We start from the raw sequence: 14,988 nt of genomic DNA on the forward strand, positions 1-14,988 counted from the left end.
CAATAAACGTTGGTTTAAAGGCGTTTAGTCAATCTGAATGACATAATAATGACATAAAAATCTTAAAATAATTCTTTGCTGACGTTTTCCATGAGTTTACTAAACTTGTGGGAAGCGTCTTTTTTGTATGAGTTGGTAATTTTAGCGTAGATGTTCATTGTGGTATTTATATCTTTGTGGCGTAGTCTTTCTTGTATTTCCTTAATATGTACGCCTGCCTCTATAAGTAGGGCGCAATGTGTATGACGGAATGAATGCGTACTTATTTGTTTGTTGGTTATGTCAGTCTTTTTAAGTATAGCTTTTATCCATAATTGCAGTTTTTTAATCACAAGTGGATAACCATTCACATCAGTAAACACAAAATTATTATCTACATAAAGCTCATTTTTCCATGTGTCCTGGACGTTTACCTTATAATCTTTGAGTAATTGAATCACGTGGGGATCGACTGTGATTTTACCGATTGAGCTTTCAGTTTTCCGTGTAAGTATCTGATAATGCTTTTTATTATTATTCGGATTGTAATAAGTCTTAGTAATGCTAATCGTGTTGTTCTCAAAGTCTATATCAGACCATTTTAACGCTAATAATTCGCCTGCTCTCATGCCTGTATATGCCAATGTGGTAAATACTTCAAAGCTATTTTGTGGTGAATGGTGATACTTAGCAACCTTCAGGAATTGAAATAACTCATCTTTTTCAAGAAACTTTTTGTGTATCTCAATATCTTCTAATTCTTCCACGCTTACTTTCTTTTTAGGTCGTTTAATACCCTCACTAGGCATAGCTTTTATTAATCTCGTATCATACGCATACTTAAATATCATATTTGTAGAAGCCACAATACTATCAACATAATTCTTGCTATACTGTGCGCTTATATCGTCTACAAAGCGTTGATAATCATGTTTCTTGATAGTTTGTATTGGTTTAGTATTAAAACGCTCTATGGCGTGTTGTATGGCTTTCTCACGTGCTCTCACACTACTTACTTTTACATCATTAGCATACTGTTTAAGCCAATCATCAGCTACTTGTTTAAACGTGCTAGAAGAAGGGGCAATATAGTCACCATTTCTTAATTGACGCCCTATCATCTCAGCTTGATGTTTAGCGTCTGATTTACGTTTAAAGCCAGTCTTAGAGATGTATTCATATTTGCCAGTTTCTGCATTTTTACCAAGTGAAATACGATAACGCCAATTGTTTTTAGATATCTGATCGTAACTTGCCATAGGAACACCTACTTAATATATCGCTTAATAGTTTCTATCTCATCAAGTATCTTATTGTACTTGTCTTCACTTATAGTTTCACTATTATATAAAGCGTTTAATTGCGACTTTAAAATATCATATTTTGTATTTAGATAGTTATATATCAATAGTTTAATTCGTTGACTATCTTCAGCATCTAGAGGGACACGACCATAATAGGTTGTGTTTTTTTCATCTTCAAGATGATATTTCAAATCATTAACTGAAAAATCATAATAGTTACCATTATGCGTATGTGATTCAGTTAGGACATAATATTTAAGCGAATTTGAAACGAGTTTCTTCTTATCTTGATACTATATAGAAATAATGCAAAGTTGAAAAATAATGTAAGTATGACGTGAAAAATTTTTACTTATAAAAAGTAAGCGTTTGCTATTTGCATTTGGAGCCATTTATAAGATAATTTATATAGCTACTAAAATTTACTATTCAAAATGAGTATCCTTTAATAAATTGACTGTATCCTTTGGGTGCAGTTTTTTTAATTTATAACTTGTCAAAACTTTATATTTCATAAAGTTACAAACGGACTTAAAAGTACTCTTGTAAGCAGTACCTTAAAATAGGGAAGTAGTTTGATAAAAACAAAAAGAATACCCCACAGATATGTAAATGAAACTTTCCTCATATGTCGCAACTTGCGACGTTAGGTAAATGAATATAGCAACCGCTTCGATATTCACAAAAAAAGATGTAGCTCTGAACTGGGACTACATTTATTAACGAACAACTCATATTATTTACGTTATTAAATATTTAGGTTAAAAGTAAAGAACGATATAACATAGTAGGAAGAACTCATAAATAAGGTTCTAAAACTCATCAAATTTATATGAAATAGTACTAAATAAATGAAAAGGAGTTAACAAAATAACATAATGGTTATATCAAAATTAAAACATCTTTTATTTGACAATACATATTTACAACAATTATTTAAATAAAAGTTTAAAAAATATGATTAAAGTGAGTAAGAAAATGATAGAAATTGCTAAATAAGGTTTAGTTATATTTATTATTTTTATTATACTTGATATAATATTTAAAAGATTTATATTAAAGTGGTGAAAATTATGGTTAGTAGGAATCTTGAAGTTTATTGTGATGAAAGCAGTTTAGAAAATTTATTTAAAGATAATAAAAGTGGATATATAGTAATTGGTGGTATATGGTTAGATAAAAAAGATCATAAGATAGTAAAAAAAGAAATTGACCATTTAAAGCGAAAACATTCAATAGGTGGAGAATTTAAATGGAATAAAGTTTCATATTCCAGAAAGCAATTCTATTTTGAAATCTTAGACTACTTTTTTGGCAATAGGAAGATTAGATTTAGATGTATTGTAGTAAATACAAAAAAAGTTAACACAGAGAAATATCATAATTCTGATAATGAATTAGGTTTTTATAAATTTTATTTCAATTTACTGGATAAATGGTGTATGAGTAATGACAATTATTATATTTACTTAGATTATAAAAGTAATAAAGATAATAATAGACTACCAAAGTTAAAAGAAATTTTGAATTATGTGTCTGAAGGAGAAATAATAGATGTTTTACCAATCCGTTCAGAAGAATCAGTTTTTATTCAATTAGCAGATTTGTTAAGTGGTGTTGTTAGCTTTCATTTTAATAATAATGATGTAAAAGATAATACGAAATATGAATTTAAAAAAAGATTAGAGGAACATATTGGTGAGAGTATTAAATCTAGTCCTTCGAGTGAAAAAAAGTTTAATGTATTTCAAATAAGGTTGAATGAAAATGTATAGCGAACTTACTTACTTAAAAAACGAAGAAAAATATCGAAATTTATTTGAAAGAGAATATTGTCAAAAAGAAATTATAACTTGTCATAATATTGTCGTTAAATTCTATGCTAGACATTTTGACCATGCTTTTTTAGTAGAAGTAATAGAAGAAGTAATAAGAAAGATGTATTTGACTCAAATAGAGCACAAAGAATATTATGGATAAAACAAGTTTTACAAGATAATAATATACCAATTTATCAGGGACATAATAGTAAAACCAAAAAAAGCGATAAGAGTAGAAGAGTTTCTTTATTAACACCAGATGGATATGTCGTGGTGATACGTATGACTGGTGAAGATAAGGCAGAATTTTTAACAGCATTTGTAATAAATGATTCTGCTGTAATAGGTAAAATAAGAAGTAATCCTTTGATATATGATCCAACCTAATAAATATTTTACTTGTCATTAGTTGTCTGTAATGATAATATATATTTGAAATACGTCCTTTACTTATGGTTTGGGATACACAAAGGCTTTGTGTAATGAGCCCGATAATCAGTGCACAAAAGGCCCTTTAAGGGTCTTTTTTATTTAGAAAGTATCTTAAATTCTATATAAAACTAAAATTTAAAAAATTAATTTATTTTTAATCTAGTATTTTTTATTATTTCCTTTGTTTTCAAACAATTTTTCTTAATGTATTATATGTTCTTAATTTCTGTTTATTTATTAAATTGTATTATTTTTCTCCATTACTCGATAATAAAGAAAATAGTTTATGATAAATATATTAATAACTTAATTACATTTTAGTAATTTATAGTTAGCATGCAAGCAAGTTAAATATCTCATTTCAAACGTCACTTTTAAAGTGGCGTTTTTTTGATAATTAGAAAGGTAAAAAATAATAAGGGTAGGCGGACTACCCCGAAATTCATTAAATGTTACTGTAAATTAAAATAGGTTTGAAATAATATATTGATTCATTCGGTAACAATTCATTTAATAATGGTCCTTGTAATGAAACGTCTAATTGTATAACTTCAAACACATTTTCATATTCAAATTTATTGAATTCGATTTTGCTAGCTTTTATTCCGACAACGTTTAATTTACTTTGAGCATAAAAGTATTTTAGCTCTTTAAATGGCACGTTTAAATTTTCTTTGTAAAGTGAACCGATTAAAGATTGTTTGTCGTGATCGAGTATTATTTTATAATCTCCAGGAACCAATTTATCTATAATCGCGCTCATTTTTTCTAAGGGTTTCAAATCTTTTTTCATACCTGTGAATTCTTCTCGGGTGTTTTTATCGATACCAATAAAACTTGATGTTTCAGATTTTATATAAATATCCATTAATTGTTCTAAAAACTTGAAATGATTGCCATCCAATTCAGCAATTGTTAATTTTTTGTCTGGATATAAAGAAATTTTATCACCTTTACCCATAGCGGTATTTTCAAATATTTCATAAAGATAATCGTGCAATTCAATTTTATACAATTCTGATTGAGCTTCACTTTTCGAATCAATAAAATTTAAAGTTTCTCTCAAAGAATTTTTATTGATTTTTAGTTTATAATTAGTACCATCTGAAAATGAGCCTTTTGCAATACCCGCACTTATTTCTAAACCAAACTCTCCTGTTGAATTTCCATCAATTTTATCTTTTGATTTTGTGTTAGCAGTGCTTTTACTTTCGCTCTCTGTACTTGTGTTTTTGTTCATTTGACTGTAAGATAGATTTAAACCTTTTCCGTGTTGACTTAAATAAGAATATATAAATTCTTTGTCGGTATATAGATAATGTTTCAATAAGATTCCTCCTTAGGTGGTGATTGTATGTTTAAAACTTTAAAAAAAATGAAAATTAAAGACGATATTGAATTCAAACAATTTTCAAATGAAGTCGATTATTGTTATCGTAAATTCAGTGAAGAAAATGATAAAAGAATGAAAGACCTCAACAACCAAAGAAAATTAGATAACAAGAATAAACAGCAATCATCTTTATGGGCAAATGCAATTAAAAATGGTAAATTTTAACGTCTACTTATGTAGGCGTTTTTTTATACCAAATCGTCCCAGATTGGAGGGAAAAATAGGGCAAGTGAATGCCCTCAATTATTCTGGTTTAACATCATAAATATAACGTTTGTTAGAAAATGACGTTAAAGGTTGGAACTCTAACTCGATTTTTTCTGGGTTGCCATTGATTGCAAAACCTTCAGAACCGCTAATTTCTCTATTAGGTGATAATGAATCCATCAATCCGTCAGTGATAGGGTAAGATTTAGCTTGTTTTCCATCTACATAAACTTTTACATCTCCGCCCACTGGAATTTCTTCTTTAGAGTTGTTTTTAATAGTCATGTCTACTTTTAAGACTTTATCAGCTTGAACTTCTGCAAATTCATTTCTTTCATCTGTATAAGAAGCACTGTCTAATGTGAATGACACTCCATCTATTTCAGTAGTTTCACCTACAGATTTAATTTTTGTATCCTTATCTTTGTCAAGCTTACCTTCTTCATTTATTTCTTTATCGACCTCATTCACGAAGGATCCAGTACACGCAGTTACGCCAATAATAATTAATATTAATAAAACTAAACAACCACCGCAGCCGAATAGCCAACTTTTTTTACGTTTTTTCTTTTTCTCTTCTTCTTGTTGTTTTTGGTATTCTTGAAATTGTCTAAATTGTCTTTCTTCTTGTTCGTTATTAAATTTTTCTTCCATGATTTTTCTCCTATATGTAGATTAAGTCTTTATATTCATTTGTATTCTAAGGTGCATTGTCCATTTGTTTATAGCACCACCGCCTTTAAATATGTAATATTCATATATCTTTATATTCAAACACTCGTAAAGACTCAAACGTAATAGCGTATTACCGTAATGAATAAGGGTAAACCTGCTACCCTGGAATATTAATCTTCGTCTTCATCTACTTTGCTCTCAATAATTTTAAGCACCTTTCTTACTTTATAAGATGTGATATCTTTAGGTAAAGAATAGGTGAAGCAATTATTTTTATTCGTTTTAACTTCGTAAACAATTTCATTTAATTTTATTTTGCAATTTAAAATTATCATCCATTGTCTCCTTAAAATAGATAAATTTAATACACCTTATATAACCTAAATACTCGCAATGAAATATTAATATCCGTTTTCTTCATACGCTTCATCAACAAGTGCGTTATATTCTTTAAGCAAAGTGTTATATTTAGACTGAGAAACACTATTTGATACTTTTGATTTACTTTCTGGTTTGTTTATCATAGTATTATAATCATCTACTAACGCGTTATATTGTTGAGCGGTATACGTACGGCTTTGTTTTTTACTAGATTGATTTTCTGATTTAGCATCTGAGTCCTTATTTCTCTTCGGAGCGTTTGACTTCTTATTATCATTTTTAATCGAGTTATCCCCGACTTGTCCACATGCGTCTAATATTAATAAACTTGAGAAAATTAAAAACAAAACCCTTTTCATTCTAAATTTCTCCCTTTATTTAATATTTTTATATTCAAACACTCGTAACGGTTCAAACTGAATAACATATTTACCATACCGAGTGGAATAATCATATTTTTGAGCTTCTTCTTTGGAACGTCATTTAAATCGTTATAGTTCAAACTTATATTACTAGTGTGTTGACTATGTTGATTAGAAGCATTTGTTGCTTCTGGTTCTGTTTCTACTTCTGAATTTTCATTTCTCTTTTATCCCACCATTGGTATAGTAAAATAATTAATTTGTGTAAATGTTATTTTAGCTCTTTTTCAATCTTTTCTCCCTTAACTCTACCTTTATCATCTACTTCAGTTTTAGGATCTTTCCTTTTCTTTGCGCTCTCTTCTACATCTTTAGTGCCACATGCTCCTAAAATTAATGTGCTTGCGAAAATTAATGCTAAGAATTTTTTCATAATATATATCCCCTTTGGTTTGTTTTTAATAATAAGATTTTATAAAAACATCAATTTCTTATTTGAAAACAATTTTATCTTCATCATAAGCATCAACTGAATAACCTACATATGCATGTGTTTTTAATATTAAATGTTTTGGTTCGCTTTTAAATTCATATTCATAAATATTAAATTTGAATTCTTCTGTTATTGTTTGGTGTTCTTTTAATTCAACATTTGTGTGTAATGTAAATGTTTGTAATTCATTTTCTAAAACAGGAAATTGACTATTTTTATCAGGATTTTCATATCTTTCTACTAAAGTTAATGAAATTTTGTTAATAGTTTGAGCAGAACTACCACCCTCTATTCTTACAATTCCTTCCAAAGTATCATTACTATGAATACTTTTGTTTTTTACTAAAGTTTCAACCTTCACAGAGTTTATTCCAATAGAAGCAAGAATGTTTTCAAACATAGAATCAAATCCTTTCTGATTAAATATTTTAATTAAACAATTACCATAACACTAATCCACTCTATGCAATTTAAAAACTCTCAATGGCTCAAACTGAATAACGTATTTGCCATATCGAATATATAAATAATTCTATCATTTTACTAATTTAAAATGTATAACGTATATAAAATATTAAGTTATTAATTATTTTAAGACGCTGATAGAAGCTCTGTGTTGCATTGAGAAATGCAAAGACGGATAACTTAATCACAAAAGGTTTAGTATAGTGAATGCATATAACTAAATTATTCAAATATAGATAAATATTTACAATTTAAAGAATGATGAAAACTTTTAACTAACATCAGATATAAGTCAGTTAGTCCAAGACAAAATATACATAACAATCTTTCATTGATCGGTACACCTTAAAAAGGATATATTGATACTAAAGAAGTTAAATATGCATATCCACATTCTGAAAGAGTAACAAATGTTAAAGTAGATAACATACATATGATTTAATAGTTTCTGACGGTGCAAATTATGTATTTGTTGGTAAAACAACTGTGGTAGTTAAGGGCAGCGACATCTTTTACTTAGAGTTTATGTCATGACATAATTATGACATAACGGATTGGAAAAACTAAAAAATATGGTATAATAAAATTACGGAAACGGCTTTAAATAGGGATTGTTAAGAGTTATTTTATAGTATTTTTAGGTGTACTTAATGCCAGGCATGATGTAAGTCATACAAACTTAACTAAATTAATTAATTTAGACGCTTTTCGAAAAATAATCACATTCGAAAAGCGTCTTTTTTAATGGGAAATCTTAATATAAATGTTTATTTAAACTGAGTAAATGTGCATTACAATATATAATAAATATATAAATGCTAGGCGGTGATAACATGCAGACTTATTCAAATAAAGATGATTTAATATTTGAAATTAGTAAGAGGGCTGAACTTTTTATTAATGAATTTAGTGATGTATCAGAATCAGATAAGGATGTATATAAAATTGGTGTCAATAGAACACCTGCACAGATGATCGCATACCAGCTTGGATGGTTAAATTTAATTCAATCGTGGGAGAATGATAATAAAAATAATATACCAGTTGTAACTCCCAGTACTGACTATAAGTGGAATAATTTAGGAGGATTATATCAAGAATTTTATAAAACTTACTCAAACTACACATTAGAACAACTTATTAATCAGTTCAATAAGGAAGTAGATAGCATTATTGAGTTAATTAAAAGTTTAGATAATGAAACATTATTTGAGAGTGGAAAAAGGCAATGGGCTTCATCAACGCCTTCCAAATGGCCAGTTTGGAAATGGATTCACATTAACACCGTAGCACCATTTAAGTCATTTAGAACTAAAATTAGAAAATGGAAGAAAACAGAAATATAAAGATAACTTAACTTTCGAAAGATTATAACAATATGAAAAACCATATTATCTAAAAATAAAAACGAGTCTAGGAATTATATCCAAGACTCGTCTTTTAATTAAGAACTATAATCCGAAAATTTATAATAAATCTAATAACCATGCTCCAAATAAGATAAATAGAATGAGTAATCCTATGAACAAATATAAATTTTTGGATACATGTCCTTTCGAAGTAAAAGCGTAAAGATACAAATAATACGAAGTGGAGATTAATGTAATAATAAGCAATATTGAAAAAATAATTACCATTTAGATCACAGCTTTCGAGTTATTTTTAATTTCGATAGAATGAATAAATCGAATATAAATACTTCTTCAATGTCATCCTAATTACTCTTTTTATTTATATCAATCGCTTACTTTAAATCATCGATTGCTTTTGCGATTGATTCAAAAACATGTGGAATGTCATCTTTTTCAATGCAACTAAAAGCAATACGGATATCTGAGTCATTTAACGCTATAATACCGATTGAATATTCGTTAATTAAATGGGTACGTAGTTCTTCAGGATTTACGCCATTGACTTTGACTGCCATGAAATAACCAGAATTAAAATCATAGGCTTGCCAATGATTTTTATATTTATCGTCATAAACAACAGATTTTGTAACTTCATATCTTTCTTGTAATGTATCTATATTTTGTTGAATTTCTTTATCAAATTCATCATGATTTACTAAAACGTATTTAATAGCACTTTGAGAAGGCATTGGTCCACTTGAAATATTACTTCTTATTAAACCTTTAACTTTCGCTTCTAACACTTCTTTAGCAACATTATTATTTAATCCAAATGTAAGAAAACCAACACGTAGCCCCCACGCAAAGAATTCTTTAGTAGCACCATCTAAACGAATTGGTAAAATATTGCTTGATTCAATTTGATTTAGTGCAGTAAAAATAGACTGACGATAAACATCTTCATAGAATAAACCATAATATGCATCGTCTACTACAGCTATAACTTTTGTTCCTTTTTCAGCTAGTGAACGAACCGCTGAAACTATAGTTGTAACTTCATCGTTGTTCGGTGTATAGCCGGTAGGATTGTTTGGATAATTTAAAATTAAAATGACTTTGTCTTGATTGAAATTTTCTAAAGTAGTAACTAAATCATTTGTTGTGTAATGTCCTTCTTGGTTAAAGATTGAATATGTCTCAATATTTGCAGAATGACGTGTTTCATAAATTAGTTTGTAGTTACCCCAATTATGTGTTGGTACTAAAACAGTATCTCCACTCTCTACAAATAAATCAGCTATTAAAGATAACCCGTGAGTTAACGCATTAGTGACAATAGGTCTAGTAATTGTCTCTTTCGATAAATCAGGGTTTTCTTTTAGCATTTTGTCTTGCCATAAATCCCTTAAAGCTTCTAATCCTTGAGGTGGGGCGTATGGAAAGACTTCATCTGGAGATAAATGATTATAGACATCAAATAAAGTATCAGCATACATTTTCCCGTTTTTATTAGTAGCCATTCCAATTGTAGCGTTATATTTAGTTTTTTTAGCATCAGCAGATTGAGATAAAATGCCTTTTGGATAATACATTGATTGACCTAGATTTGATAACATACTTAATATTTCTGGACAATGATCAACAAGTTGATTATTTAAATTTTGTGCTAATGGGTTCATTTATTTAACCTCACTTTATTTTAGTGTTTAATAATATATTATCTTTAAATGCCTTAAAGATAAAGTGTTCCTATAATGATTACAAAGAATTGCTAATTAGGTTTATAAAAAGCGAACATTTGTTCGTTTTTTTATGTTAGAATAATGTCAGGTCATCATAAGATATGACACTTTTCATTTGGAGGTGTAGTGTAATGTCGTGGCTATTAGATGGTATGGTGACATTAATTTCGGGTGGTATACTCGTTATATTTCGTGTTTGGTTAGAATCTAAGTGGAAAGATAAATAGATGACCATACACAAAAACCCCTAACTTGCCGTCACAAGTTAGGGGTTGTGTAATGTAATTCGTGGATACAATTAAATTGTAACACATGGATTAATATTTTCAATTTTAAATGTATTTAGTAAGCAAATTTATAATTTTAATTTGTTATAATACATGTATTGAGGTGTTGATTATGATGAAACATTTAACTAAGATTTTCGTTAGTTTGGCAATTATCTTATTTGTTATTGGATATTATTTACAGGCTACAGGACACGAGAATCAAGGTGTTAAATTATTATTAGCAGCAATTATGTTTATCATATGTGCTTTTATTAATCGTAATAATGATAGAAAGAAAAACAGAAAATAACATTTTAGACTCTATATTAGCGTTTGACGTTAGATATAGAGTTTTATTTTTTAAATAGAATTGTATCTATAATGTATATACAGTTTGTAGCTTTAATACCATCAAATACAAGTATTTGCAAAATTACCTTTACAAAAGTATATATAGTGTGTATACTATTTATATACAGTTATTAAAGGGGGACATCAATGAAAATTATATTGAAGAACACCAGTGAACAACCCATTTATGAACAAATCAAACAACAAATAAAAGAGAATATTTTAAAGGGGTATGTTGAAGCTGGTAGCCACTTACCTTCGATGCGTGAGCTTGCAAAAGATTTACAGGTGAGTTTAATTACAACTAAAAGAGCTTATGAAGATCTTGAGAAAGAGGGATTCGTAACAACTGTCCGAGGAAAAGGTACATTTGTTAAAGAACAAGATAGTTCCATATTAAAAGAAAAGCAATTCTTTGTAATTGAAAATCTTGCTCGATTAATGATTAAAGAAGCTAAAACAATAGATATGCCTCTCAAGGAATTAAAAGAAATACTAGCTTTAATTTATGAGGAGGAAGAAGAATGAATGTCATTGAAGTAAAAGATATGTCGTTTCAAAGTAGTGCATTTTCAATAAACAATCTTTCATTCAGTATTCCTCAAGGATTTGTAACTGGATTCATTGGGGCTAATGGGGCAGGGAAAACAACGATAATTCGTATGATAATGGATATTATAGAACCTAATCATGGTCATATATCAATATTTGGTGAACCAATAGCAAACAAACCGAAATGGATAAAAAATAAAATAGGTTTTGTTTATTCAGAAGTTTATTTTAACCAACAATGGACTGCAAAAAAACTTGAAAAAATGGTTTCACCATTTTATACCGATTGGGACTCACAAGCATTTAAAAATTATTTAGAAAAATTCAATTTACCTTTCGATGAAAAAATAAAAAATTTTTCTACTGGTATGAAAATGAAATTGTCTTTAGCACTAGCTTTGAGTCACCATGCTGAATTGTTTATATTAGACGAACCGACTGCGGGGTTAGACCCTATTGTACGTAATGAAGTGTTAGAAATCTTACAAAGTGAATTACTCGACGAACATAAGACTTTATTTATTTCAACCCATATTATTTCGGATTTAGAGAAAATTGCTGACTATCTTGTACATATAAAAGATGGAGAAGTTATTATGCAAGGTTTTCGTCATCAACTTCAAGAACAATACTCAATTGTACAAGGTGATAATCAAGATTTAGACGAGGAATTAAATCGCTTGTTCCTTTATAAAGAAGTGAAGTCGACAGGTTTTGTTGGTTTTACTAAACAGGCCCAAGTGTTTAAAGAATTGTTCGGAAAAAAAGTTAATATTAAACAACCTACGATTGAAGAACTTATGATCTACATCGAAAAGTCTAAAAGTAATGACAATCAAATAGATTTTCAGCAAAGTAGGTTGATAAAATGAAGCAATTACTAATTAGAAATTTTAAATGTAGGAGTATAACGATTGCCATTTATATCTTATTACTTCTATTAAATCCGTTATATGCTTTCGTATTTTCTAAAACAGAACTTTATTTTTTATTCTATGCACCGATTGCAATCACATTAATGGCGGTTAGCATATTAGACTCTGGACACTTGTTTAGACTACATAGAAGATTAGGAGGTAAAAGTTCATATTTGTTTTACGAAAGTTTACCTGTCTCTAAAAAAGACATGCTTAATGCGAATTACATTACCTGCATCGTATTAACACTTTTTGGTGGTTTTATTATCGCTTTGTACAATTTTCAATCTTCTAATATTGATTTTGGGGATTTAAGATACTCAACTGCGATTGCTTTTATATTTGTAAATTTTTTAAGTATTCCAATTGCATTTAGTAGGAATACTGAAAAGAAACGCGAAGGGATATCATATGCACCTTATATCTTGATAATGATGTTAGTTATTCCATTTGCTATTACAATAGTTTTTACACTAATTAATGCATTCGTTTTTCATCATCATATTTCTTATAATATCTTTGGCATATATTACAATTATGGTTTATTAAGCTTAAGTATTGTTTGGATGATTTTAAATTATTTGATTCAATTAAAACGTATAATTCAGCGTGAAAATAAAGGAGGGCCTATATGAAATTAGAAAATATTACAAAAACATATGGAGATAACAATGTTTTAGATAATATCAATTTTGATTTTGGAAATAGCAAAATTGTAGGTTTAATTGGTAAAAATGGTGTTGGTAAAACAACATTAATGAAAGTCATGAATGGCAATATTATTAATTTTAAAGGAAAAGTTCAATTAAATGATAACGAGAACGTTGGCTATCTTATTGAACATCCGAAATTATATGATAATAAAACAGGATTAAATAACTTGAAATTATTTGCTCAAGTTCTAGGCAAAGGTTTCGACAAGGAATATACAGATAAAATCATAGACGCATTTGGCATGAGACCTTACATTAAGAAAAAAGTGAAAAAGTATTCAATGGGTATGAAACAAAAACTTGCGATTGCAGTTTCATTAATGAACAAACCCAAATATCTAATTCTTGATGAACCGACAAACGGTATGGATCCAGATGGCTCAATTGATGTATTAGAGACAATTCAATCATTAGTGAATGATTTAGAAATGAAAATTCTAATTTCAAGTCATAAATTGGAAGATATTGAATTGATTTGTGATAGAGCTGTCTTTCTACGTGATGGAAACTTTGTACAAGATGTCAATATGAAAGATGGTAGTGCGCAAGATCATACATCGATTAAATTTGAAGTTAGTGAATTTAATACAGCACTAGATTATTTAACAGAACATTTTAACGTGCTTCAATCACACAAAGATAGTGGAGAAATAATGATTAAAGCACAAAAAGATTATAAACAATTACTCAAATCTTTAGCACAAAAAGATTTATATCCTAAGTATATTGAAACAAGAAAAAGTTCGCTTCGTGATACGTACTTTAATATTAATCAAAGAGGTGACAAATAAATGAGAAGTTTACAATTAGTTAAATATGATATATTGAGTTTTTGTAAAAGCTATTTAACATATATAGCACTAATTTTAATCTGGTTAGTATTAGGATTAATAACGTTCTTAATGGCACGAAATAATGATCAAGTAAATTATTCATCTATTTTATCTATGGCAAATTGGATGTTCTTATTCTTTGGCTTGTTAGTAGTGATTAAGACAATTACACGCGATTATTCACAAGGTACGATTCAACTTTATATGAATAAAGTGAAAAATAGAATTGGGTATATTATTGCTAAAACAATTTCAATTATTTTATTTTCATTCATTTTTGCATTCATCACATATATCACATTAATGTTAGTACAAGCATTTACAGAAGGAAAAAATTTAGACGGAGATAAGTTCTTAACGAACATTTGGTTCTATCTTATCTTCTTACTGTTCTTTGGTTTACTCTTATTCTTAGTTACATTAATTGTTCAAAAACCGGCAGTAATCTTTACACTAGGTATATTCTTAGTATTTATAGTTCCATTTATTCAACCTTTTATTGGTTTGATTCCTGACTGGGGAGAAAAAATTCAAAAATCATTAAAGTATATTCCGTTTAGTTATTTAACTGAGAAATCTCAAACGGATAGTATTAAATTTTCAAATTGGCAATGGTTTATTTCTTTAGCATCAATTGTTATTTTATTCATTGCGAATATTGCTTATGCAGCTAAAAGGGATATATAATATATGCCAAGAAATTGATATCCAAAAAAGAGGGTAGTAAAACAAATTTTGTTTTATTACC

The 14,988-nt window shown here is 28.4% G+C and carries 20 protein-coding genes; 11 read left to right on the forward strand and 9 right to left on the reverse strand.

Going from position 1 to position 14,988, the window contains the following annotated elements:
- Positions 1 to 62 precede the first annotated feature (62 nt).
- Entirely contained in the window at positions 63 to 1,238 is a 1,176-nt protein-coding gene (locus NR218_RS04595) for a tyrosine-type recombinase/integrase (RefSeq protein ID WP_265848408.1), read from the reverse strand.
- A gap of 8 nt (positions 1,239 to 1,246) precedes the next feature.
- The gene (locus tag NR218_RS04600) at positions 1,247 to 1,474 is read right to left on the reverse strand and encodes a hypothetical protein (RefSeq protein ID WP_011275312.1); all 228 of its coding nucleotides are present in this window, start codon (positions 1,472 to 1,474) and stop codon (positions 1,247 to 1,249) included.
- An 882-nt stretch (positions 1,475 to 2,356) separates the two neighbouring features.
- Here NR218_RS04600 and NR218_RS04605 point away from each other — a divergent pair.
- Together NR218_RS04605 and NR218_RS04610 are read left to right on the forward strand one after the other, a co-directional pair.
- Positions 2,357 to 3,058 carry a DUF3800 domain-containing protein gene (locus NR218_RS04605; RefSeq protein WP_011275313.1) on the forward strand — a complete coding sequence of 234 codons (702 nt, stop codon included), beginning with the start codon at positions 2,357 to 2,359 and terminating at the stop codon, positions 3,056 to 3,058.
- Positions 3,051 to 3,263, forward strand: coding sequence for a hypothetical protein (locus NR218_RS04610; RefSeq protein WP_219589940.1), 213 nt, complete (start codon positions 3,051 to 3,053; stop codon positions 3,261 to 3,263). The genes NR218_RS04605 and NR218_RS04610 overlap by 8 nt, the downstream gene beginning before the upstream one ends.
- 717 nt (positions 3,264 to 3,980) lie before the next feature.
- On the opposite strand, the gene NR218_RS04615 is transcribed toward NR218_RS04610, so the two are convergent.
- Positions 3,981 to 4,862 (reverse strand): hypothetical protein, encoded by an 882-nt coding sequence (locus NR218_RS04615; protein WP_011275315.1) that lies wholly within the window; start codon positions 4,860 to 4,862, stop codon positions 3,981 to 3,983.
- 27 nt (positions 4,863 to 4,889) lie between these two features.
- On the opposite strand from NR218_RS04615, the gene NR218_RS04620 reads away from it, so the two are divergent.
- Complete coding sequence (locus tag NR218_RS04620; protein WP_011275316.1) at positions 4,890 to 5,093, forward strand: hypothetical protein; 204 nt, start codon at positions 4,890 to 4,892, stop codon at positions 5,091 to 5,093.
- Positions 5,094 to 5,171: 78 nt separating this feature from the next.
- Here the strand turns inward: NR218_RS04620 and NR218_RS04625 are convergent, their stop codons facing one another.
- From NR218_RS04625 to NR218_RS04645, 5 genes are all read right to left on the reverse strand, one after another.
- Positions 5,172 to 5,789, reverse strand: a complete 618-nt coding sequence (locus NR218_RS04625) for a DUF4352 domain-containing protein (protein ID WP_011275317.1) — start codon at positions 5,787 to 5,789, stop codon at positions 5,172 to 5,174.
- 191 nt (positions 5,790 to 5,980) lie between these two features.
- On the reverse strand, positions 5,981 to 6,145 hold the full coding sequence (locus NR218_RS04630; protein ID WP_011275318.1) for a hypothetical protein: 165 nt from the start codon (positions 6,143 to 6,145) through the stop codon (positions 5,981 to 5,983).
- Between the two features lie 66 nt (positions 6,146 to 6,211).
- The gene (locus NR218_RS04635) at positions 6,212 to 6,550 is read right to left on the reverse strand and encodes a hypothetical protein (RefSeq protein ID WP_049395736.1); all 339 of its coding nucleotides are present in this window, start codon (positions 6,548 to 6,550) and stop codon (positions 6,212 to 6,214) included.
- A 274-nt stretch (positions 6,551 to 6,824) separates the two neighbouring features.
- Entirely contained in the window at positions 6,825 to 6,986 is a 162-nt protein-coding gene (locus NR218_RS04640) for a hypothetical protein (RefSeq protein WP_011275321.1), read from the reverse strand.
- A 58-nt stretch (positions 6,987 to 7,044) separates the two neighbouring features.
- Positions 7,045 to 7,446 (reverse strand): sporulation protein, encoded by a 402-nt coding sequence (locus NR218_RS04645; RefSeq protein ID WP_011275322.1) that lies wholly within the window; start codon positions 7,444 to 7,446, stop codon positions 7,045 to 7,047.
- 898 nt (positions 7,447 to 8,344) lie between these two features.
- Here NR218_RS04645 and NR218_RS04650 point away from each other — a divergent pair.
- A complete protein-coding gene (locus tag NR218_RS04650) occupies positions 8,345 to 8,857 on the forward strand; it encodes a ClbS/DfsB family four-helix bundle protein (RefSeq protein WP_046464920.1) in 513 nt (170 codons plus the stop codon).
- Between the two features lie 398 nt (positions 8,858 to 9,255).
- Here NR218_RS04650 and NR218_RS04655 read toward each other — a convergent pair whose 3' ends face one another.
- Positions 9,256 to 10,542: an aminotransferase class I/II-fold pyridoxal phosphate-dependent enzyme gene (locus NR218_RS04655; RefSeq protein WP_053023246.1), complete on the reverse strand. Its 1,287-nt coding sequence runs from the start codon at positions 10,540 to 10,542 to the stop codon at positions 9,256 to 9,258.
- Between the two features lie 194 nt (positions 10,543 to 10,736).
- Here NR218_RS04655 and NR218_RS04660 point away from each other — a divergent pair, with 194 nt between their 5' ends.
- The 7 genes from NR218_RS04660 to pmtD all read left to right on the forward strand — a co-directional run bounded on the left by NR218_RS04660 (position 10,737) and on the right by pmtD (position 14,927).
- Positions 10,737 to 10,832: a Trp-rich small protein gene (locus tag NR218_RS04660; RefSeq protein ID WP_011275325.1), complete on the forward strand. Its 96-nt coding sequence runs from the start codon at positions 10,737 to 10,739 to the stop codon at positions 10,830 to 10,832.
- Positions 10,833 to 11,007: 175 nt separating this feature from the next.
- Positions 11,008 to 11,184 carry an SE1626 family protein gene (locus NR218_RS04665; protein ID WP_029376652.1) on the forward strand — a complete coding sequence of 59 codons (177 nt, stop codon included), beginning with the start codon at positions 11,008 to 11,010 and terminating at the stop codon, positions 11,182 to 11,184.
- A gap of 188 nt (positions 11,185 to 11,372) precedes the next feature.
- Positions 11,373 to 11,753 (forward strand): PSM export ABC transporter transcriptional regulator PmtR, encoded by a 381-nt coding sequence (pmtR, locus tag NR218_RS04670; RefSeq protein WP_011275327.1) that lies wholly within the window; start codon positions 11,373 to 11,375, stop codon positions 11,751 to 11,753.
- On the forward strand, positions 11,750 to 12,649 hold the full coding sequence (pmtA, locus tag NR218_RS04675; RefSeq protein ID WP_053023245.1) for a phenol-soluble modulin export ABC transporter ATP-binding protein PmtA: 900 nt from the start codon (positions 11,750 to 11,752) through the stop codon (positions 12,647 to 12,649). The genes pmtR and pmtA overlap by 4 nt, the downstream gene beginning before the upstream one ends.
- Positions 12,646 to 13,329, forward strand: a complete 684-nt coding sequence (gene pmtB / locus NR218_RS04680; RefSeq protein WP_011275329.1) for a phenol-soluble modulin export ABC transporter permease subunit PmtB — start codon at positions 12,646 to 12,648, stop codon at positions 13,327 to 13,329. Before pmtA ends, pmtB begins: the two co-directional genes overlap by 4 nt.
- On the forward strand, positions 13,326 to 14,198 hold the full coding sequence (gene pmtC, locus NR218_RS04685; protein ID WP_011275330.1) for a phenol-soluble modulin export ABC transporter ATP-binding protein PmtC: 873 nt from the start codon (positions 13,326 to 13,328) through the stop codon (positions 14,196 to 14,198). Before pmtB ends, pmtC begins: the two co-directional genes overlap by 4 nt.
- Entirely contained in the window at positions 14,199 to 14,927 is a 729-nt protein-coding gene (pmtD, locus tag NR218_RS04690) for a phenol-soluble modulin export ABC transporter permease subunit PmtD (protein WP_011275331.1), read from the forward strand. It begins immediately after the preceding gene.
- Positions 14,928 to 14,988: the final 61 nt, after the last annotated feature.

The organism is Staphylococcus sp. SUC_1.2 (genome assembly GCF_026222585.1).